Below are 20,094 nucleotides of genomic sequence, written 5' to 3' on the forward strand. Positions count from 1 at the left end.
CTGTCCAAGTAAATGCGAAGCCTGCTCGATTTTCAGGCCAACTCCGCCCAGGCTCGAAAAACAGGTTCCTGATCGCCGTCGCCCCTCAGAATCTCGGCAACCGATCGTTCGTCGACCTCTGCGAGCGTCGCCGGCGACCACTTCGGATTTCGGTCCTTGTCGATGACAGCGGCGCGAATACCCTCATAAAGATCGTGCGAATGCAGCAGACTGCAAGCGGCGCGAAACTCGTTCGTGAGGCATGTCTCCAGACGGTCCGCAGCTGCGGCGCGACTCAGCAAGGCGCGCGTCACCTTCAGGCTCGTCGGCGACTTTTGCGAAATTTGGATTGCGGCGGCGACGGCGAATTCTGTATTGGCAGAATAAAGCGCCCCGATGATCTCCTCCACTCTGCTGTGCGCCATCGCCGTGTCCAGCAAAGTTTTGTTCCGCTCGAAAATTCCCTCGTCGGTTTCCTCCTCGAAAGTCCGAAGGATCGCGTCGACGTCCTTCGCTTCCACGATCGTCGACAAGCGCCTCTCCAGTTCGGCGGCGTCTTGCGATCTGATCGCCATGTCGGCCAGCCCAACATGAATTGCGTCCGTCGCCGTGACCGCCGCTCCCGACAAAGCCATATAGACGCCAGCGCCGCCATTGCGAGTAAGAAGCCATGTGCCGCCTACGTCGGGGATGAAGCCGATACCGGTTTCCGGCATGGCGATCCGTGTGCGCTCCGTAACGAGCCGGCGATTGCCATGCGCTGAAATCCCGACGCCGCCGCCCATGACGAGGCCATCCATGATAACGATAAAGAACTTGGGAAATGACGCGATACGCGCGTTGAGCTGATATTCCTCCCGCCAGAAGATCTTGTAATAGTCCTTGTTCTTATCGCGAAGATCGTAGAGCGTACGAATGTCGCCGCCGGCGCAAAGCCCGCGTTCGCCTTCTCCACTAACCAGAACGGCCAGGATTTCGGGATCAGCTCCGAACTCGTCGAGCGCCGCAGAAAAGGATCGTACCATACCGAGGGTCAGACTATTCAGCGCTTTTGGCCGATTGAGAATTATACGCCCGAGGCGACCGACGCGTGAAACGAGAAGTTCGTTGCTTGTCATGCAATCCTCAGCTTCGTAACAGATTGCGAGCCACGATCAATCGCATGATTTCATTCGTTCCCTCCAGGATTTGATGGACCCGCAGATCACGAACGATCTTTTCGACGCCATAGTCGCAGAGATAGCCGTAGCCCCCATGCAATTGCAAAGCGTTGTTGGCGACGTCGAAACCCACATCGGTCGCGACGCGCTTGGCCATGGCGCAGAGAATTGACGCATCCTTCGCCTTTGCGTCGAGCGCCGCAGCGGCACGCCACAGCAAGGCCCGCGCCGTCTCCAATCCGGTCGCCATGTCTGCGAGACGGAATTGCAGGGCCTGAAAATCATCGAGCGGTTTTCCAAAAGCCTTTCGCTCACGCAGATAATCAAGAGTTTTCATCAGTGCGGATTGAGCCCTGCCGAGCGAACAGGCCCCGATGTTCAGTCGGCCGCCATCCAGGCCCGCCATGGCGATCTTGAATCCCGCACCCTCCTCTCCCAAAATGTTTTCCGCCGGGACACGGCAATTTTCGAAAAATATCGCCCGCGTCGGCTGCGCATTCCAGCCCATCTTTCGCTCATTGCTCCCGAAGCGCATGCCATGCGCTGTGCCTTCGATGACAAAGGCCGACACGCCGCCGGGACCATCCTGCCCAGTGCGAGCCATCACAATATAAAGATGCCGATCGCCGCCGGCGGACGCGCCCGAGATAAACTGCTTTTCTCCATTAACAACGTAAACGTCTCCGTCGCGTTCTGCTCGCGTGCGCAGCGCCGCCGCGTCGGAGCCGCAGCCGGATTCGGTGAGGCAGTAGCTCGACAGCGTCTCCATGGAGACAAGACGCGGCAACCATTCCCGGCGCTGACGCGGCGAACCGAAAACGTCGATCATTCCGGCGCACATATTGTGAATCGAGAGATAGGCGGCAATCGTGGGGCAGCCGTTCGCCAACGCTTCGAATATCAATGCCGCGTCGAAGCGGCTGAGGGCCGCGCCGCCGTGTTCCTCGCCAACCGTAATCGCAGCCATTCCCAGTGCTGCCGCTTCCCTGAGCGTGTCGACGGGGAAAAACTTTTCTCTGTCCCATTCGAGCGCGTAAGGAGCGATCCTTTCGCGAGCGAAATTCATCGCCATCTCGCGTATGGCCAATTGTTCGTCGCTCAATCCGGACAAGTACTGCATCGCTTCGCATCTCGTCAGCAAAATGCAACAAAGCTTTTGCGTTTTTTGAATCTGTCGCGGACAACCGGTTCCGGCAAGGCTTCGATCGGCTCGCGACTCGCTCAGTTCCTCCGGGCGGCAAAAGCTTGCGCGACGCGACCCGCTGGCTTGCGACCCAACTCCCTGCAGATGAATGCGCCGGCTTCCAGTAACGCGACGAGATCGACCCCCGTTTCGATCCCCATGCCATCCAGCATGTATACGAGGTCCTCAGTTGCGACATTGCCGGCGGCTCCGGGCGCATGGGGGCACCCGCCAAGCCCTGCGACCGAACTGTCGACAACGGACACCCCCGCCTCAAGGCAGGAGAATATATTCGCCAGCGCCTGTCCATATGTGTCATGAAAATGAACCGCGAGGCTTTCGATCGGCGTCTCGCGCGACACTACTTCAACAAGGTTCCGCGCCACCAGGGGCGTGCCGACGCCAATCGTGTCGCCAAGAGAGATTTCATAGCATCCTATCTCGCGAAGCCTTCCGGCGATCTCCGCTACGCGTGCGGGCGACACCTTGCCTTCATAGGGGCAGCCGAGAACGCAGGAGACATAGCCGCGAACCAAGACCCCACGCCTTCTCGCCGCCCCGGCGACATGCGCAAAACGATCCAGACTCTCGACAATCGAGCAGTTGAGATTCCTGCGCGAGAAGGTCTCCGTCGCGGCGGCAAACACCGCGATCTCCATTGCGCCAGCGGCGAGCGCCGCCTCGAGACCCACCAGATTCGGCGCCAGAACGGACAATCTTGCACCCGTGCCCGAGGCCAAACGCGCGAGGACTTCGCCGCTCGCCGCCATCTGGGGAACGGATTTCGATGAAACGAAACTTCCCGCCTCGATGCGAGTCAATCCGGCCTTCGCCAGAAGCCTTATCAATTGCGCCCTGGCGTCGATCGAGAGGATCGCGGCTTCGTTCTGGAGACCGTCGCGGGGACCGACTTCGACGATGCGCACCTTCTCGGGCAATGTCATGTCGGCGCCTCGTCGACAAGCTCTATCAATTCAGCGCCCTCCCTAGCGGTTTCTCCTTCGACACAATGGACGCCTGCAACCATGCCGTCGCGGGGCGCCGTCAGCGTCACCTCCATCTTCATTGCTTCGAGAACGACGAGAGGGGCGCCTTTCCTCACGCTCTCGCCCGCGTCGACGAGGACCCGCGTCACTCTCGCCGGAAATGGCGTGCTCAGGCTTCGCTCGGCGGCGGTTTCATTTGGAGCGGGCAACAAGGGATCGATGAGATGGAGATGATGGTTGCGCCCTGCCAGAATGACGACACAGCCATCGTCTCGCCGTACAATCCCGAGCTCACGTTTGACGCCATCGACTCGCACATTTGTCCTGTCACCGTCACGTGTAGCCACCACGATGACAGATTGCGAAAATGCGTCGAGTTGAAAGTCGCCGTCGGAATGTGGAAGCACGCGCGCGCAATGGATCTCGCCGTCCAGACTGAAGCGCAAGCCGAAATAGCCTCTTCCATGAACGCGCCATGCATCGCATTGCGACCATGGCGACCACGGGTCGCCGATCTCCCTCGCGGCGCGATTATCACGCTCACGCAGGTGGGCGATCCACATCGCCGTCGCCGCCGCCAGGATAAATATCATATCGTCTTGCGGGCTTGTGTGTGTGACCGTCAGTTCATCTCCAGCGGCCTCGATGAAACCAGTATCGTACGAGCCGTCGAGAAAGCGTGGATCGCGCGCAAGCGCCCTTAGAAAATCTAGATTGGTCGCTACGCCGACCAGCTCGGTTGAATCGAGTGCTTCTTGCAGTCTTTGTATGGCGTCGCCACGCGTCCCGTCGTAAACAACAGGTTTTGCGATCAGCGAGTCATAATGCTGGGTCACGCGATCGCCGCGCCGGACCCCGGTGTCCACACGAACCGTCGCGCTCTCGCCGGGCTTTCGGAAATGCTCGATCACTCCGATGGAAGGAAGAAAATCGCGCGCAGGATCTTCGGCGCAGATACGCGCTTCGATCGCGCAACCTCGCATGACGAGCGCATCCTGCTTCACCGGCAAGGGCTCCCCGCAAGCAACGCGAAACTGCCATTCCACCAAATCCAGACCTGTGACCATTTCCGTCACCGGGTGCTCCACCTGCAACCGCGTATTCATCTCGAGAAAATAATAGGCGTCGTCCTGGCAAAGGAATTCGATCGTTCCCGCGCCGATATAGCCCGCCGCCAGCGCCGCCGTCGTCGCCGCGGCGCGCATTTCGCGACGCATATCTTCGGAGAGCCCGCACGCGGGCGTCTCTTCCAATATTTTCTGATGACGCCGCTGTATCGAGCAATCTCTTTCAATAAAAGTATCCACTTCACCATATGCGTCGGCGAAAATCTGGATTTCGATATGCCGCGGCCGCAACAGATATTTCTCGAGCAACAATCGTCCGTCTCCGAAAGACGCCACAGCCTCGCGCGCCGCGCTTTCGAGAGCGGCGGCTAGTTCACTCATTCTCCGAACGACACGCATACCTCGCCCGCCGCCGCCAGCCGAAGCTTTGACGAGAAGCGGAAAACCAATATTTTCGGCGGCGGCCGACATGGTCGCCTCGTCCGTCGCGGCTCCGTGATAGCCCGGCAATATCGGCACCCCCAACCGTTCCATCAACGATTTCGCCGACGCCTTGGAGCCCATTAATCGCATCGCGTTTGGCGGCGGCCCGACAAAAATCACTCCAGCCTGCGAGCAGCGTTCCGCGAAGTCCGCATTCTCTGCGAGGAACCCATATCCGGGGTGTATCGCCTGCGCGCCCGAGCGCCGCGCAATGTCCAATATCTTGTCGATTGAAAGGTAACTTTCCCGAGCTGGCGCAGGGCCAATCGGCCAAGCCTCATCGGCGACCTCGACATGGAGCGCCGCCTTATCGGCTTCTGAATAGACTGCGACTGTTGCAATACCCATCCGTCGCGCTGTTCTTGCAATACGACAGGCGATTTCCCCTCGATTGGCGATCAGCAATTTATGAAACATTCGCGCCGCCCGGCCCTGCACACCACCATGGCGCGCGCTTTTCGAGGAAAGCGCTCAATCCTTCGCGCCCCTCTGACGATACGCGGCGCGCCGCTAATCTTTGCGCCGTCTCCCTCGCCAATTGCTCATCGATGGATCTCCCTTCGCACAGGCGCATCAGCGCCTTCGCGTCTGCCTGCGCGCAAGGCGCGCCAAGCAGCATTGCCTTGATGATCCGATCGAGCAGCTTCGGCAACTCCACTTCTTGCGCAAAATCGTGGATGAGTCCGATCTCCGCTGCGCGCTTGGCGCTGATTACCTCGGCCGTGAGGAAGTAGCGGCGCGCCTGGCGTATCCCGATCGACCTCGTCATGTAAGGACCGACTACCGCTGGAATAAGACCGAGCCTCACTTCGCTCAGACAAAAACTTGCGCCGTCAGATGCAATGCCAACGTCGCAGCAGGCGACCAGCCCGACGCCGCCGCCGTAGACGGCGCCATGCGCTACCGCGATCGTCGGCTTCGACAACTGGTCCAGCGTTTTCATGAGCTCGGCGAGAGCGAGCGCGTCCGCCTCATTGTGTTCCGGCGCGCCATTCGCCAGTCTTTTCATCCATTCGATGTCTCCGCCTGAGCAGAAGCTCTCGCCGGCGCCCATCAAAACGACAATTCGGACGTCCGGCGCCGCTTCGAGCCGTCGCAACGCCTCGGTCAGATGTACGACGAGCATATCGTCGAGCGCATTTCGGCGTCCAGGGCGATTCAATGTCAGCGTCGTCACGCCGCGCGCGTCTGTCGTTTCCAGCAGGTCGCTCATTTCCCCTCACATGCGGAACAAGGAAAAATTGGTTTTCTCGATCGGCGCATTCAAGGACGCCGACAATGCGAGCGCCAACACGCGACGCGTATCCATCGGGTCGATAACGCCGTCATCCCAGAGCCGCGCGCTTGAAAAGAGCGGATCACCCTGCCGTTCATATTGTTCGCGTATCGGCGCCGCGAACGCCTCCTCTGCTTCTGGCGACCAGCTTTCGCCGCGCGACTGGAGCGACCTGCGTCGCACGCGCGACAGGACGCTGGCCGCTTGATCAGCGCCCATCACGCTGATGCGGGCGTTTGGCCATGTCCAAAGAAATCTTGGTGAATAGGCGCGTCCGCACATGGCGTAATTTCCCGCGCCGAAACTTCCGCCAACGATCACTGTGAATTTGGGAACGGCGGCCGTAGCGACCGCCGCAACCATCTTGGCGCCTTCCTTGGCGATCCCGCCGGCCTCATATTTCTCTCCGACCATGAAGCCTGTGGTGTTTTGCAGAAAAATCAGGGGGGTCTGGCGTTTCGCGCATAATTCGATGAAATGCGCGCCCTTCAGCGCGCTCTCGCCAAAGAGAATTCCGTTGTTTGCGACGATACCGACCGGATAGCCCCAGATATGGGCGAAGCCCGTAACGAGGGTTGTTCCGTAAAGCGCTTTGAACTCGTCGAATTCGCTGCCGTCGACGATGCGGGCTATAATTTCGTGAATATCGAATTGCTTGCGACGATCCGCCGGAACGACGCCATAGATCTCGGCGAGATCGTATTTTGGGGGCGAAGGCTCTCGCAATGCAAGCGCATGGCGTGTCGGGCGCGCAAGGTTTGCGACGATGGCGCGCGTCAGTCCAAGCGCGTGAGCGTCGTCTTCAGCATAATAGTCCGCAACTCCGGAACGCCGGCAATGAACGTCGGCGCCACCCAATTCCTCGGCCGTGACAACCTCTCCGGTAGCGGCTTCGACCAGCGGAGGACCCGCGAGGAAGATCGTGCCCTGGTTGCGAACAATTACCGACTCGTCGCACATCGCCGGGATATAGGCGCCGCCCGCCGTACAGGAACCCATAACCACGGCGATTTGTGGAATGCCCTTCGCAGACATCACGGCCTGATTGTAAAAGATGCGGCCGAAATGATCGCGATCGGGAAAAACCTCGTCTTGGGTCGGCAGATTCGCGCCGCCCGAGTCGACGAGGTAAATACACGGTAATTCATTCTGCGCGGCGATTTCCTGCGCGCGCAGATGTTTCTTGACGGTCATCGGGAAATAGGCGCCGCCTTTGACCGTCGCGTCATTGGCGACGATCATGCACTCCCGGCCGGCCACCCGACCAATTCCGGCGACGACGCCGGCCGACGCAACCTGTCCGTCATACATATCGTGCGCAGCGAATTGTCCAATTTCAAGAAAGGGCGACAGCGGATCGACGAGTGCGTCGATGCGCTCGCGCGCAAGCATTTTGCCGCGCGCCAGATGCCGCGCCCTCGCCTCATCGCCGCCGCCCCGGCAAATCATTGCCGACGTAGCACGCAACCTTGCGACGAGTTCGGCCATGGCTTCCCGATTTTTCACATGTTCCGGCGACCGCGTATCGATCGAACTGTCAATGACGGGCATCATTCCTCTCTCGTCGATGCGCCTAACCGCAAATCAGAGCCTCATGCAGTTTCCTGAAAGAGTTCTCGGCCTATCAACATTCGACGAATTTCGCTTGTCCCTGCGCCGATCTCATAGAGCTTCGCGTCTCTCAGGAGTCGACCGGTCGGATATTCGTTCGTGTAGCCATTTCCACCGAGGCACTGAATTGCCTCCAGGGCCATCCATGTCGCCTTCTCGGCGGCGAAAAGGATTGCCGCGGCGGCGTCTTTGCGTGTCGTTCGCCCACGATCGCAGGCCTTCGCGACTGCATAGATATAGGCTCTCGAGGCGCTCAACGCCGTATACATGTCTGCGAGTTTTCCCTGCATGATTTCGAACTCGCCGATCGGTTGCCCAAACTGCTTGCGTTCGTGCACATATGGCAGGACAATATCCAAGCAGGCCCGCATGATGCCGAGCGGTCCGCCCGCGAGAATGGCTCTCTCGTAATCGAGCCCGCTCATCAGTACGTTTACGCCGCGCTCCGGCCGTCCAAGAACATTCTCGGCCGGAACGACGCACTCGTCGAAAATCAGTTCACAGGTGTTCGATCCGCGCATTCCCAGCTTGTCGAACTTTGGGGAGGCAGAGACGCCTTTGAAGGCTCTTTCGACGATAAAGGCCGTGATGCCATGCGCGCCGGCTGAAGGATCCGTCTTTCCATATACAATTATAATGTCGGCGTCGGGGCCGTTCGTGACCCACATCTTGCTTCCGTCGAGGATATATTCGTCGCCGCTCCTCCGCGCGCGGAGGCGCATATTGGTTACATCCGAACCTGCCCCCGGCTCCGACATCGCCAACGCGCCGATGTGTTCGCCGGAGACCAGACGCGGCAGATAACGGCGTTTTTGCTCATCCGAACCATTGCGATGAATTTGATTGACGCAAAGATTGGAGTGAGCGCCGTAAGAGAGTCCGACCGAGGCCGAGGCGCGACTGATTTCCTCCATGACGACGACATGCTCGAGATAGCCCAGATTCGCGCCGCCGTAGTCGTCGTTAACGGTCACACCAAGGAGCCCCAACGCTCCCATCTTTGGCCATAGGTCATTGGGAAAGGAATTTTCGGCGTCGATCCGCGCGGCGCGCGGCGCGATCTCTCGCGCAGCGAATTTCTCCACCTCCTGACGAAGCAAATCTGCGGCGTCGCCGAGGTCGAAGTCCATTGTCGGGGTCCAATGACGCATGTCGCCCGCCTTCCTCATTCCAATGGCGGCGAAAACGTACATTTAGCGATCTGCGCCGGTTTCAAGACGTCCGCGAAAGGAATGCGTCTACTCGGCGTCAGCCTGCGCGGAAGGATGCGCGGCCCGGAACGCAGGCAATGCGAGACAGGCGGATTCGACCGCGCGAATTTTCTCCAGCCGGTCCAGCGGCGCCGCAAAGCGGCGCGCATTGAAGACCTGCGGGACAAGACAAACGTCCGCGATGGTGGGCTCCGCGCCGAAACAGAATGGCGCGGGTTCGATCGCCTGCTCGATCGCCTCGAGACCACCCTTCAAAATCCAGCGCCGCCGCCAGGATTCGATCGCGGCCTGGCTCTGGTCGAGCTCCTGCTGGAGATAATTCAACACGCGCAAATTGGTGAGCGGGTGGATGTCGCAGGCGACCACCAGCGCGACAGCCCTGGCCTTCGCCGCTCGAATCGGGTTCGCCGGGATAAGCGGCGGATTTGGCGCCAACGCTTCGAGATATTCGATGATCGCAAGCGATTGAGTCAACACGGTCCCGTCATCGAGTTCGAGGGCGGGGACGAGACCCTGCGGATTTTTCGCCAGATATTCCGGCCGCTTCTGTTCGCCGCCGTCGCGCAGCAGATGCACCGGCCGACGCTCGACCGCGAGCCCCTTCAATTCGATCGCGATGCGCACACGATAGGCCGCGGAGGAGCGGAAATAGTCGTAAAGGATCATTTCCGCGTTTCCTCCGACAAAGTCCTTGGGAGACGGCCCCTCGCCCCCGACGGGAAGGAATTTTGACGCCTTCCGTCCCCGCAGGGCTTCAACCGCGCGCTGTCGACAATAGTTAAAGCTAGTGTCCGACCTCCGTCCAGAAAGGTGGGAAAATGATTGGGCTTCGCGCATCCGCCGCGCCCGAGGCGAATGTCTCGGCGGAGAATCCGATGGGCACGGACGGTTTTGAGTTCGTCGAGTTTGCCCATCCCGAGCCGGAAGAGCTGGCGACGCTTTTCCTGGAGATGGGGTTTACCGCCGTCGCCCGGCATAGGTCCAAGGATGTCACTCTCTTCCGCCAGGGAGATGTGAACTATGTGCTCAACGCCGAACCGGACAGTTTCGCCGCCGATTTCGCCAGGCGTCACGGTCCATCCGTTTGCGCAATGGGTTTCCGCGTGGCCGACGCCGCCTTGGCCCTGCGACGCTCGGTGGCCATGGGGGCGAAAATGGCTGTGGCGCAGATCGGGCCGATGGAGCTGAATATCCCCGCCATCGAAGGTGTGGGCGGCTCGCTTATCTATCTTGTCGACCGATATGGCGAACAGGGATCGATCTGGGACATCGATTTTCGATGGACGGGCGCGCGCGATCCCCATCCCGAAGGCGCGGGCCTGCGCTCGATCGACCACCTGACGCACAATGTTCGGCGCGGCCACATGGACGCTCTTGCCGAATGGTACGAACGCGTCTTCAATTTTCATCAAATTCGCTATTTCGACATTGAAGGAAAGCTGACCGGCCTGCATTCCCGCGCCATGACGAGCCCCTGCGGCAAAATCCGCATTCCGATCAACGAAAGCGCCGACGATTCCAGCCAGATCGAGGAATTTCTTTCCGCATACAACGGCGAAGGCGTTCAACACATCGCCTGCAGCTGCCGAGATATCTACGAGACGGTGTCGGCGCTTCGCCGGAGCGGCGTCGAGTTCATGCCTTCCCCGCCCGACTCGTATTATGGAGCGGTCGATACGCGCCTGCCCGGGCACGGCGAGCCGCTCGACAGGCTGAGAGAGCTCGGCATCCTCATCGACGGCGCCGGAAGCTTCGAAGGCGCGCCTCCCCGGCTCCTGCTACAGATTTTTTCGAAAACGGTTATTGGACCGATCTTTTTCGAGTTTATCCAGCGCAAGGGAGACGATGGCTTTGGCGAAGGCAATTTTCGCGCGCTTTTCGAATCCATCGAAGCGGACCAGCTCCAGCGCGGCGTGCTGAAACCGGCCGCGGAGTAAGGCCGATGGCGGCGTTCTACATGTCGGGCTTCGGCAATGAGTTCGAGACGGAAGCCTTGCCGGGCGCCCTTCCCAAGGGACAAAACTCTCCGCAGAAATGTCCGTATGGGCTTTATGCTGAACAGCTTTCCGGCTCTGCCTTCACCGCGCCGCGCGGCGCCAATCTTCGTTCCTGGCTCTATCGCATTCGCCCCTCGGTCCTGCATGCCCAGCGCTTCACGGCGACCGCGTTGCGAGATTGGGAAACGGCGCCTGCGCGGGATATGAGCGGCCTCCCCGTCGGCCAGATGAGATGGGGGCCGCCGCCGGCGCCCGATGAAAGCATGACATTCATCTCGGGCGTAAAAACCATGACGACCGCCGGCGACGCCGACCTGCGCGTGGGGATGTCCGCCGGCGTCTATTTCGTCACGCGATCAATGGAGGATGAATATTTCTACAATGCTGACGGCGAGCTCCTCGTCATACCGCAGGAGGGCCGTCTGTCTTTTTTTACTGAATTCGGGTTGATCGACATCGGACCTGGCGAAATCTGCGTCGTCCCGCGTGGCGTCAAGTTCAAGACGAGAATGCTGGATGGTTCGGCTCGCGGCTATGTCTGCGAGAATTACGGCGCGCCCTTCACCTTGCCCAATCGTGGCGTGATCGGCGCCAATGGCCTCGCCAACGCGCGCGACTTCCAAGCGCCGGTCGCCTCCTTCGAGGACAAGGAGCAGACGTCACGCATGATCGTGAAATGGGGTGGGGGCTTCTACGAATGCAAGATCGGCCATTCGCCGCTCGACGTCGTTGCGTGGCACGGGAATTACGCTCCCTACAAATACGACCTGAGACGCTTTTCGCCGGTCGGCGCGCTCGCTTTCGACCATCCGGACCCATCTATTTTTTGCGTTCTCACCTCGCCGTCGGGGGAAGCCGGCGTCGGCAACGTCGATTTCGTGATCTTTCCCGAACGCTGGCAGGTCGCCGAACATACTTTCCGCCCGCCCTGGTATCACATCAACGTCATGAGCGAATTCATGGGCCTGATTCATGGCCGTTACGATGCGAAGCCCGAGGGCTTTCTCCCCGGGGGAGCATCATTGCACAATTGCATGCTGCCGCATGGACCTGACGCGGCGGCCTTTGCGCAGGCGTCGAAAGCCGGGCTGAAACCCGAGAAGCTCGCCGGCTCGCTTGCCTTCATGCTCGAGAGCCGGTTACCGCAGCATCCGACCCGTTACGCCGCATCGCTGCCGGTATTGCAGCATGACTATGCCGATTGCTGGTCCGCTTTGCGCAAAAACTTCGATGGAGCGCCATGAGGATTGCCCAATTATGAAGCTGGCGTCACTGAAGGACGGACGCGACGGCAAGCTTGTCGTCGTCACGCGAGATCTCTCGCGCGCTACGACGGCGCAAGCAATCACCCCGACGATGCAGGCTGCGCTCGACAATTGGGCGGCGGCCGCGCCAAAGCTCGCGGAGCTCGCAGAACAACTCGAATCGGGGACGATCGCGGGCTTTCCCTTCAACGAAAGCGACTGCGCCTCTCCCCTGCCGCGCGCTTTTCAATGGGCGGACGGCTCCGCCTATGTCAATCATGTCGCGCTCGTCAGAAAGGCGCGCGGCGCGGAGATGCCGCCGTCGTTCTGGACCGAACCGCTCATGTATCAGGGCGGATCCGACGCTTTTCTTGCGCCGCGCGATCCGATCCCGCTGCTGGATGAAAAGCATGGCCTCGATCTCGAAGCCGAGATCGCCGTCGTCACGGACGACGTGCCGATGGGCGTCGAGAGCGCCGCCGCGCGCGGCCATATCAAGCTCGTGATGCTCGTAAACGATGTGACGTTGCGCGGGCTTGTCGCCGAAGAGCTTGCCAAAGGCTTCGGCTTCTTTCAGTCGAAGCCCTCGTCGGCCTTTTCGCCCGTCGCCGTAACGCCGGATGAATTGGGCGAGTCCTGGGACGGCGGCAAGCTCGCCCTGCCGCTTCTCTCCTTCGTGAATCGCGCGCCGCTTGGACGCCCGGACGCCGCCGTGGACATGACTTTCGATTTCGGCCAACTCATCGCGCATGCGGCAAGAACGCGCCCGCTCCGGGCCGGCGCCATCATCGGCTCGGGCACCGTTTCAAACCGCGCCGCCGATGGCGGTCCGGGAAGGCCCGTGGCGCTGGGTGGCGTGGGCTATTCCTGCCTCGCTGAGCAACGCGTCGTGGAGACTTTGCTCGAAGGAACGCCGAGCACCCCCTTCCTGCAGGCCGGCGACGTCGTTCGCATAGAAATGCGCGATTGCGACGGACATTCGATATTCGGCGCGATCGAGCAGATGGTTTCATTATCTACGCTATGAGGCGGCGCTTACGCCGCCCTGCCCCTGGCGTTGAAATAGTGAAAATCGCCCTTGGCCAAGACGCGATCCTCCGCCGCAAGCTCATGCGCCTCGAAATCCGGCAGCAGGCGCAGGCGTTCGTAAAGCGCGCCAAAATCCTGATAGCACTCGTTCAGCAATTGCTCGAAACTGTCGATGACGAAATAGGTCTGCTGGAAATCGCTGATGATGTATTTCGTGCGCATGATGCGTTCGAGATCGAAGGCCACGCGATTGGGGGACGAGTCCTCCAGCGAAAAGATGGTCTCCGCGGGCGACGACAGTATGCCAGCCCCAAAAATGCGAAGACCCTTCGGCGTCATCATCAGCCCGAACTCTACCGTATACCAGTAGAGCCGAGCGAGATTATGCAATTGGCCCCTCTCGAGCGCGCGCTGGCCGCCCTTGCCATAAGCCTCCAGAAAGCGCGCATAAACCGGATCGGCGAGCAAGGGCACATGGCCGAAGACGTCGTGGAAAACGTCCGGCTCCTGAAGATATTCGAGCTCCGATTCCGGTCGAATGAAAGCGCCGGCGGGAAAGCGGCGATTGGCGAGATGATCGAAAAAGGCGTCGTCTGGAATGAGGCCCGCGACGGCGACAACGCGCCAGCCCGTCAGTTTCGAAAGACGTTCGCTCAGATCCGCGAAATCCGGAATGCCGTCGCGCGACAGCTCCAGCGTCACTTTCGCTTCGAGAAAGGCATTGCAGGCGCGGCCCGGCAACAGTTTCGCCTGCCGTGCGAAAAGCCGGTTCCAGCGGTCGTGCTCCTGAGCCGTGTATGACTCCCACTTCTGGTCGATCGTCCAGTCCGCATTACGTGGCGCATCCGCATAACGATTTTTGGCGCTTTCGGACATTTTGCTGGCGGAAGCTTCGGCCATGGGCTTTCTCTCGGGCTTTCATACGCGCCGGAGCGCCTCGAAAGGCTGTTCGCACCAATTGATATAGGAACCGCCCGGCCTCGTGGCGAGAGCGCCCAAGGCCGGCAGCGGAGAAAAATCACCCTTTCCGATCAGAAATGCCGCGACGCGCGGATTTGAGGGCCTAAATAAAGCGCGGGAGGAATGTCGGTATGAAAGAACTTGGTCATTTCATTGGCGGGAAATTTTTAAAGGGCGAGTCCGGACGCTTTGCAGAAGTTTACGAGCCGATGACCGGTTCGGTGGCGGCGCTGGCGCCGCTCGCGTCGAAAGCGGAGGTCCGCGCAGCGGTCGAGAACGCGATTGCAGCTCAGCCCGCATGGGCCGCCGTCAATCCGCAACGCCGAGCGCGCGTCCTGATGAAATTCCTCGAACTTGTTTCACGCGAGACGGACTCGCTTGCGACGCTTCTCGCTCGCGAACATGGAAAGACCATCGCCGATGCGAAGGGCGACATTCAGCGCGGCGTCGAAGTGATCGAATTTGCACTAGGCGTCCCCCACCTCATGAAAGGCGAATATACTGATTCCGCCGGAGCGGGCGTCGACATGTATTCCATGCGGCAGCCACTCGGCGTCGTTGCGGGCGTCACGCCATTCAATTTTCCCGCCATGATTCCGATGTGGAAATTTGGTCCCGCCCTCGCCTGCGGAAACGCCTTTATCCTGAAACCCTCCGAGCGTGACCCGAGCGTTCCACTCCGACTCGCCGAACTTATGATCGACGCCGGTCTTCCTCCAGGTGTTCTCAACGTCGTCAATGGCGACAAGGAAGCGGTTGATGCGCTTCTTGATGATCCCGACATTAAAGCGATCGGCTTTGTCGGCTCGACGCCGGTCGCCCAATATGTTTATGCCCGCGCCGCCGCGACAGGAAAGCGCGCCCAATGCTTCGGCGGCGCCAAGAACCATCTCGTTATCATGCCCGACGCGGACATGAACCAGGTCGTCGACGCGCTCATCGGCGCCGCCTACGGTTCGGCAGGAGAACGCTGCATGGCGGTCTCGGTCGCCGTGCCGGTTGGCGAAGCGACCGCAAACGAACTTGTGAAGCGGCTCATTCCGCGCGTGGAAAGCCTGAAAATTGGCCTCTCGACGGACGAGGCCGCCGATTTCGGGCCACTGGTGACGAAGACGCATCTTGAAAAAGTCGAGAACTACGTCTCGCTCGGCATTGCGGAAGGCGCGAAGCTTCTCGTCGACGGGCGGAACTTCAAGATGCAGGGTTACGAGAACGGCTTCTTCATCGGAGGCTGTCTCTTCGACGAAGTGACGCCGCGCATGCGCATCTACCAGGAAGAGATATTTGGGCCGGTGCTTTCTGTCGTGCGCGTGGAAAACTATGCGCAGGCGCTGACGCTCGTCAACGAACATGAATACGGCAATGGCGTCGCCATCTTCACACGGGACGGCGATGCGGCGCGCGAGTTCGTTTCCAGGGTTCAAGTCGGCATGGTCGGCGTCAATACGCCGATTCCGACGCCGCTCGCCTATCACACATTTGGCGGATGGAAACGCTCTATGTTCGGAGATCTCAACCAGCACGGTCCGGATTCGATACGCTTCTACACAAAGACCAAGACAGTGACGTCTCGCTGGCCGAGTGGGATCAGGGATGGAGCAAGCTTTGTCATTCCGACCATGTCCTAATGGCATGTGACGCATGACTTATAGCCCGGACGGAAGCAGGACCATGAGGCGCATCGGATTTATCGGACTTGGCGCCATGGGCGGCCCGATGGCGGCCAATCTCGCGCGCGCGGGTTACGAAGTGCATGGCTTCGATCTTTCGAGACCTCTGTGCGACAAGGCCGCCGAGAAAGGAATTATCATCTCCGGCACGGCGGCGGGAGCGCTCGCGGGGTCTGAAGCCCTCATTACCATGCTGCCCATTGGCGAACAGGTGATCTCCGTTTGGGGTGAATTGTCGACCGATTTCGCAAAGGACATCCTTCTCATCGATTGCTCGACCATCGACATCGAAAGCGCGCGCGTCGTCCATCAGATCGCGAAAGCCAGCGAAGCCTTGTCGGTGGACGCCCCGGTGTCAGGCGGTGTAGCAGGGGCCGAAGCCGGCGCACTCACCTTCATGTGCGGAGCAGAAGAATTGGCTTTCCGAGCGGCAAAGCCCATCCTTGAAGCGATGGGCAAGCGGATTATCCATTGCGGCGGACCAAGCCTCGGACAAGCCGCGAAAATATGCAATAATGTAATGTTAGGCGTCACCATGATCGCTACTGCGGAAGCCTTTGTGCTCGCGGAAAAAATCGGCCTCTCGCATCAGTCTTTGTTCGACGTGGCTTCAGTTTCGTCCGGACAATCCTGGTCGCTTACGAGCTATTGCCCCGCGCCCGGTCTTGTATCTTCATCGCCCGCCAACAACGATTACAAACCCGGATTTTTGGCCGCGCTCATGCTGAAAGATCTGAAGCTCGCGCAGGAAACAGCTTCTCGACTCGGCGTAGCAATACCGCTCGGCGCGCTCGCAACGCAAATTTATGCGCTTTACAACGCCCAAGGGGGCGGCGGCATGGATTTTTCCGGGGTGATAAATATGATCCGCGGAGACCGACAGTCCTGATCACGGCTCGGCCCGCGAAAACATGGGACTCAAAGAAACAATTCGGACGATAGGAGAAGCGACGCTTTTCACCGTTCCTCTGTCTCGTCAATCCAACTGTCATGGCGTCGAACATGAAGAACGCGCGACGGCAAGGCGGCCCATGCTTACCGGTTTCGCAAATCATGGGGCAGCAAGCAGGGGCCTTGCAGCTATTTGTCGGTCAACTTCAACGTCAGGCACTTCGCCGATCCACCGGCCTTCAAAAATTCTGAAAGCGGCGTCAGCACTGGCGCGAACCCCGCGTCGCGCAATTGCGATTGCAGTTCGTCAGACGCATCGTTCATATAAAGGCGTCCGTCGACGTCGACAGAATTGCAGGCAAAAGACATTGCGTCCGTTTCGCTGACCTCGATGCGCTTTCTTTCCGGCGTCATGGCGGCGATCACTTCCCGCGAATGCGCATCAAAAGCGGGCGGGTAATACATGAGCCACCCGCCGGCAAGCGGGCAGAAGCATGTGTCCAGATGATAGAAGCGCGGGTCCACGAGACGCAGTCTGATTGCTTCTCGCGCGAAAATCCTTTCAAGAAGCTCTGCCGCGCGCGCACTGGATCGCCACCCATGACCACACCAGATCAAGCGGCGCTCGCAATCGACCAAGGCGTCTCCCGCCCCTTCGAAGGCGACATCCGCGGGCCAGGGCGCTATCGTGAACCTTTGCCGATCGAACCAGTCGCGAAAAATTTCTTCCTCCGGTCGCCTCTCTTCGGTGCGGAAACGACTGACCACAACTGTGTCCTCTATCACCAGCCCGGCGTTCGCGGTGAAAACCATGTCGGGGAGACCGGTTACCGGCGTAATGAAAGTGAGATCCGCCGTCAAAGACAGCAGACGCCGAAGATTCATCCATTGCTCCCACGCGAGTGAACGCCGGGCTTCACCGATCTGATTTTCCATCCAGGGATTGATGACATATTCGACGCCGAAATTGTCGGGGGCACACATCAGTATGCGATCACGTCTCGCCGCGCGGTCGCATTCCATCGACAACTTCGTCGCTCGCTGACTGTTAGCGAGCGAATATTCCCCACGCATCGAATTCTCGGGCGTCTCCAGACCCCTCGGGGTGCTGATCATCAACGGGCCCCTGCTCCTTACCGCTTCTGATTACAGCGCGTTCTGCACAGCTCGGCAATTGAGTGCGGTCTCTTCGACTTCCGATTGTTGCAGCAGTGCAAAGAGGTCTTTCGGATCTTCTGGCGATGCGATGAGATCGATCTCTTCGCCAATGCCTACTTGCGTTGCGAGATCGTGAAGCAGCCGCAGAACGGAGAAGTCCTCGATCGCGAAGCCGACGCTGTCAAACAACGTAATCTCCCAATCCGACATGCGCCCGGATTTGTGGCCCGCAATGACCTCCCACAATTCGGTCACAGGATGTTCGGCGTCCAATTGCTGGATCTCTCCTTCCAGACGTGTTTGCGGCGCGTACTCGACAAAGATATTCGCTCGCAACAAGAGATCGCGCGCCAGTTCGACCTTCCCCGGACAATCACCGCCTATCGCATTTATATGGACGCCGGAGCCGACCATGTCGTTCGACAGAATCGTCGACATCTTCTTGTCGGCGGTGATCGTGGTGATGATGTCGGCGCTGGCGACGGCCTCGCGCGCATTATCGCAGCGCATGATTGAAACGCCTGCGCCGCTCATGTTGCGCGCGAACTTTTCACCTGCCCTCGGGTCGATGTCGAAGACCCGGAGCCTTTTTATCCCGAGCGCAGCTTCGAAAGCGTGCGCCTGAAACTCGGCTTGGGCCCCGAGCCCGATCAGCGCCATCGTCTCGCAGTTCGAACGCGCGAGATGACGCGCAGCAAGCGCGGAAGTCGCCGCGGTTCGAAACGCCGTGGCTAGCGTCATGTCGGCGAGCAGCCGCGGATAACCGGTTTCGACATCCGCGAGAACACCAAACGCCACGACAGTCTGCAAGCCCCGCAACGTGTTCGCCGGATGTCCATTGACGAATTTGAAGCTGAAGGTTCCGGAATTGGCTGTCGGCATCAGTTCGATGACGCCATTTGGGGAGTGACTGGCGTACCGCGGCCCCCGCTCGAAAGTCTCCCAGAGTCCGAAGTCCTGGCGCAGATATTCGATCAGCTGAAGCGTAAAGCTCCGCAATCCTATGCTTTGGATGATCCGCGCGACGTTCCGCGCGCCCAGAAACATAACCATTTGCCATCCCCGAGAAATTACGGGGAAGGTAGCGGCGGAACCATCCAATTCATATGGCGGAAATATACTGGAAATGTGGGGAAATTGTCATATCTGTCATCATGATCGATCAATTCGCCAGAGGCCTTGATGGACGATCTCGATCGCCGCCTGATTGCGGCCTTGCGCATCGAAGGACGGGCATCGCTGTCAGCCCTTTCAAAGATGCTTGGCGTTTCGCGCGGGACTGTCCAAAACAGACTCGACCGAATGATCGCCGCAGATGTCATCCTGGGCTTCACCGTGCGTGTCAAGGACGCGGCGACAAAAAGTCGGATCCGCGCGATAATGATGATCGAAGTATCAGGAAAGAATACAAAGCGGGTCGCGCAATCGCTCCGGGGACTGCCGCAAATTCACGCGCTCCATAGCACCAATGGCGCCTTCGACCTTGTTGCAGAGATCGCGGTCGAAGATCTCTCAGAGTTCGATCGCGTCCTTTCATCCGTCAGGGTGATCGACGGCGTCGCGCGAACCGAGACCAGCCTATTGCTTGCGCCAGCCTGACCTCTTCATATTCTGTCGCCGCCAGATCTATATCGGAGGCGAGAGCGTGATAATCGACGCATTCGCACATTCAATAAAGCGGAGCGATTCGCACCGAGGCGCCTTCGCCATGGATGCGCTTGTTAAAAGCGACGTACCTACTCCTTCCTGCATCGGAAATCCGAACATGCGCGTTCTTCGCATCGCAGGGGTCCCGGGTTTCGCTGACGCGACCGCTTCCGACATACGACGGGGGCAAGCCAGCCGGGGCCCGCGCTTTAGAACCATAATAGCCGCCAGACGCCGACCATCCAGCCGGGCTAGGTCTTCGTTTTCCGGATCGGACGAATACGGCCCGGCACGCTCGATGAAACCGGGTATTCGACCGTACCCGGGAGAAGAGCCACAACGCCGCAAACAACATTGGTTATCTAACTCGCCGGAGCCGACAGAATAGACAACTTTTCGGGAGGGACAGTCGTCACAGAAACACTTCGGCAGGATTGTTTCGACGGTGTCGGCGAAAAGTTTCTCACATCGAGGGCATGGCTCTGGGGGTAGAACGCGCTAGCAGAACGAGGACGATTTGGCCGATGGCCGGCGGGCTCGGC

General features: G+C 59.6%; 17 protein-coding genes. 6 read left to right on the forward strand and 11 right to left on the reverse strand.

Going from position 1 to position 20,094, the window contains the following annotated elements:
* Nucleotides 1-32 precede the first annotated feature (32 nt).
* The 8 genes from LG047_RS05670 to maiA all read right to left on the reverse strand — a co-directional run bounded on the left by LG047_RS05670 (nt 33) and on the right by maiA (nt 9,622).
* A complete protein-coding gene (locus tag LG047_RS05670) occupies nt 33-1,097 on the reverse strand; it encodes an enoyl-CoA hydratase/isomerase family protein (RefSeq protein WP_227965883.1) in 1,065 nt (354 codons plus the stop codon).
* 7 nt (nt 1,098-1,104) lie between these two features.
* Nucleotides 1,105-2,259 (reverse strand): acyl-CoA dehydrogenase family protein, encoded by a 1,155-nt coding sequence (locus LG047_RS05675; protein ID WP_227965884.1) that lies wholly within the window; start codon nt 2,257-2,259, stop codon nt 1,105-1,107.
* Between the two features lie 101 nt (nt 2,260-2,360).
* A complete protein-coding gene (locus LG047_RS05680; RefSeq protein WP_227965885.1) occupies nt 2,361-3,266 on the reverse strand; it encodes a hydroxymethylglutaryl-CoA lyase in 906 nt (301 codons plus the stop codon).
* The gene (locus tag LG047_RS05685; RefSeq protein WP_227965886.1) at nt 3,263-5,275 is read right to left on the reverse strand and encodes a biotin carboxylase N-terminal domain-containing protein; all 2,013 of its coding nucleotides are present in this window, start codon (nt 5,273-5,275) and stop codon (nt 3,263-3,265) included. Before LG047_RS05685 ends, LG047_RS05680 begins: the two co-directional genes overlap by 4 nt.
* Nucleotides 5,265-6,071 carry an enoyl-CoA hydratase-related protein gene (locus LG047_RS05690; protein WP_227965887.1) on the reverse strand — a complete coding sequence of 269 codons (807 nt, stop codon included), beginning with the start codon at nt 6,069-6,071 and terminating at the stop codon, nt 5,265-5,267. The genes LG047_RS05685 and LG047_RS05690 overlap by 11 nt, the downstream gene beginning before the upstream one ends.
* A gap of 6 nt (nt 6,072-6,077) precedes the next feature.
* Nucleotides 6,078-7,685, reverse strand: a complete 1,608-nt coding sequence (locus tag LG047_RS05695; RefSeq protein ID WP_227968439.1) for a carboxyl transferase domain-containing protein — start codon at nt 7,683-7,685, stop codon at nt 6,078-6,080.
* 41 nt (nt 7,686-7,726) lie between these two features.
* A complete protein-coding gene (locus tag LG047_RS05700) occupies nt 7,727-8,896 on the reverse strand; it encodes an isovaleryl-CoA dehydrogenase (RefSeq protein WP_227965888.1) in 1,170 nt (389 codons plus the stop codon).
* An 87-nt stretch (nt 8,897-8,983) separates the two neighbouring features.
* Nucleotides 8,984-9,622 carry a maleylacetoacetate isomerase gene (maiA, locus tag LG047_RS05705; RefSeq protein ID WP_227965889.1) on the reverse strand — a complete coding sequence of 213 codons (639 nt, stop codon included), beginning with the start codon at nt 9,620-9,622 and terminating at the stop codon, nt 8,984-8,986.
* Nucleotides 9,623-9,774: 152 nt separating this feature from the next.
* Here maiA and hppD point away from each other — a divergent pair, with 152 nt between their 5' ends.
* From hppD to LG047_RS05720, 3 genes are read left to right on the forward strand one after another with little or no spacing between them, the layout of a single operon-like run.
* Nucleotides 9,775-10,893 (forward strand): 4-hydroxyphenylpyruvate dioxygenase, encoded by a 1,119-nt coding sequence (hppD, locus tag LG047_RS05710; RefSeq protein ID WP_227965890.1) that lies wholly within the window; start codon nt 9,775-9,777, stop codon nt 10,891-10,893.
* A 5-nt stretch (nt 10,894-10,898) separates the two neighbouring features.
* Complete coding sequence (gene hmgA / locus LG047_RS05715; RefSeq protein ID WP_227965891.1) at nt 10,899-12,197, forward strand: homogentisate 1,2-dioxygenase; 1,299 nt, start codon at nt 10,899-10,901, stop codon at nt 12,195-12,197.
* 13 nt (nt 12,198-12,210) lie between these two features.
* Nucleotides 12,211-13,224 (forward strand): fumarylacetoacetate hydrolase family protein, encoded by a 1,014-nt coding sequence (locus tag LG047_RS05720; RefSeq protein ID WP_227965892.1) that lies wholly within the window; start codon nt 12,211-12,213, stop codon nt 13,222-13,224.
* An 8-nt stretch (nt 13,225-13,232) separates the two neighbouring features.
* Here LG047_RS05720 and phhA read toward each other — a convergent pair whose 3' ends face one another.
* On the reverse strand, nt 13,233-14,126 hold the full coding sequence (gene phhA, locus LG047_RS05725) for a phenylalanine 4-monooxygenase (protein ID WP_227965893.1): 894 nt from the start codon (nt 14,124-14,126) through the stop codon (nt 13,233-13,235).
* A 191-nt stretch (nt 14,127-14,317) separates the two neighbouring features.
* On the opposite strand from phhA, the gene LG047_RS05730 reads away from it, so the two are divergent.
* Nucleotides 14,318-15,814: a CoA-acylating methylmalonate-semialdehyde dehydrogenase gene (locus LG047_RS05730; protein WP_227965894.1), complete on the forward strand. Its 1,497-nt coding sequence runs from the start codon at nt 14,318-14,320 to the stop codon at nt 15,812-15,814.
* 43 nt (nt 15,815-15,857) lie between these two features.
* Nucleotides 15,858-16,745, forward strand: a complete 888-nt coding sequence (gene mmsB / locus LG047_RS05735; protein WP_227965895.1) for a 3-hydroxyisobutyrate dehydrogenase — start codon at nt 15,858-15,860, stop codon at nt 16,743-16,745.
* Nucleotides 16,746-16,936: 191 nt separating this feature from the next.
* Here the strand turns inward: mmsB and LG047_RS05740 are convergent, their stop codons facing one another.
* A complete protein-coding gene (locus LG047_RS05740; RefSeq protein ID WP_227965896.1) occupies nt 16,937-17,770 on the reverse strand; it encodes a dimethylarginine dimethylaminohydrolase family protein in 834 nt (277 codons plus the stop codon).
* Nucleotides 17,771-17,893: 123 nt separating this feature from the next.
* Nucleotides 17,894-18,958 carry an ornithine cyclodeaminase gene (locus tag LG047_RS05745; protein ID WP_227965897.1) on the reverse strand — a complete coding sequence of 355 codons (1,065 nt, stop codon included), beginning with the start codon at nt 18,956-18,958 and terminating at the stop codon, nt 17,894-17,896.
* Between the two features lie 129 nt (nt 18,959-19,087).
* Between LG047_RS05745 and LG047_RS05750 the strand changes: the two genes are divergently transcribed.
* Nucleotides 19,088-19,504 (forward strand): Lrp/AsnC family transcriptional regulator, encoded by a 417-nt coding sequence (locus LG047_RS05750; protein ID WP_227965898.1) that lies wholly within the window; start codon nt 19,088-19,090, stop codon nt 19,502-19,504.
* The last annotated feature ends 590 nt before the right edge of the window (nt 19,505-20,094 follow it).

The sequence above is a fragment of the Methylocystis sp. WRRC1 genome (assembly GCF_020733155.1).
In the GTDB taxonomy this organism is placed as follows: Bacteria; Pseudomonadota; Alphaproteobacteria; order Rhizobiales; family Beijerinckiaceae; genus Methylocystis.

Coding starts and splice junctions, on each gene's coding strand:
- LG047_RS05670 (WP_227965883.1), bottom strand. CDS start 1,097: ATGACAAGCAACGAACTTCTCGTTTCACGCGTCGGTCGCCTCGGGCGT.
- LG047_RS05675 (WP_227965884.1), bottom strand. CDS start 2,259: ATGCAGTACTTGTCCGGATTGAGCGACGAACAATTGGCCATACGCGAG.
- LG047_RS05680 (WP_227965885.1), bottom strand. CDS start 3,266: ATGACATTGCCCGAGAAGGTGCGCATCGTCGAAGTCGGTCCCCGCGAC.
- LG047_RS05685 (WP_227965886.1), bottom strand. CDS start 5,275: ATGTTTCATAAATTGCTGATCGCCAATCGAGGGGAAATCGCCTGTCGT.
- LG047_RS05690 (WP_227965887.1), bottom strand. CDS start 6,071: ATGAGCGACCTGCTGGAAACGACAGACGCGCGCGGCGTGACGACGCTG.
- LG047_RS05695 (WP_227968439.1), bottom strand. CDS start 7,685: ATGCCCGTCATTGACAGTTCGATCGATACGCGGTCGCCGGAACATGTG.
- LG047_RS05700 (WP_227965888.1), bottom strand. CDS start 8,896: ATGCGTCATTGGACCCCGACAATGGACTTCGACCTCGGCGACGCCGCA.
- maiA (WP_227965889.1), bottom strand. CDS start 9,622: ATGATCCTTTACGACTATTTCCGCTCCTCCGCGGCCTATCGTGTGCGC.
- hppD (WP_227965890.1), top strand. CDS start 9,775: ATGATTGGGCTTCGCGCATCCGCCGCGCCCGAGGCGAATGTCTCGGCG.
- hmgA (WP_227965891.1), top strand. CDS start 10,899: ATGGCGGCGTTCTACATGTCGGGCTTCGGCAATGAGTTCGAGACGGAA.
- LG047_RS05720 (WP_227965892.1), top strand. CDS start 12,211: ATGAAGCTGGCGTCACTGAAGGACGGACGCGACGGCAAGCTTGTCGTC.
- phhA (WP_227965893.1), bottom strand. CDS start 14,126: ATGGCCGAAGCTTCCGCCAGCAAAATGTCCGAAAGCGCCAAAAATCGT.
- LG047_RS05730 (WP_227965894.1), top strand. CDS start 14,318: ATGAAAGAACTTGGTCATTTCATTGGCGGGAAATTTTTAAAGGGCGAG.
- mmsB (WP_227965895.1), top strand. CDS start 15,858: ATGAGGCGCATCGGATTTATCGGACTTGGCGCCATGGGCGGCCCGATG.
- LG047_RS05740 (WP_227965896.1), bottom strand. CDS start 17,770: ATGGAATGCGACCGCGCGGCGAGACGTGATCGCATACTGATGTGTGCC.
- LG047_RS05745 (WP_227965897.1), bottom strand. CDS start 18,958: ATGGTTATGTTTCTGGGCGCGCGGAACGTCGCGCGGATCATCCAAAGC.
- LG047_RS05750 (WP_227965898.1), top strand. CDS start 19,088: ATGGACGATCTCGATCGCCGCCTGATTGCGGCCTTGCGCATCGAAGGA.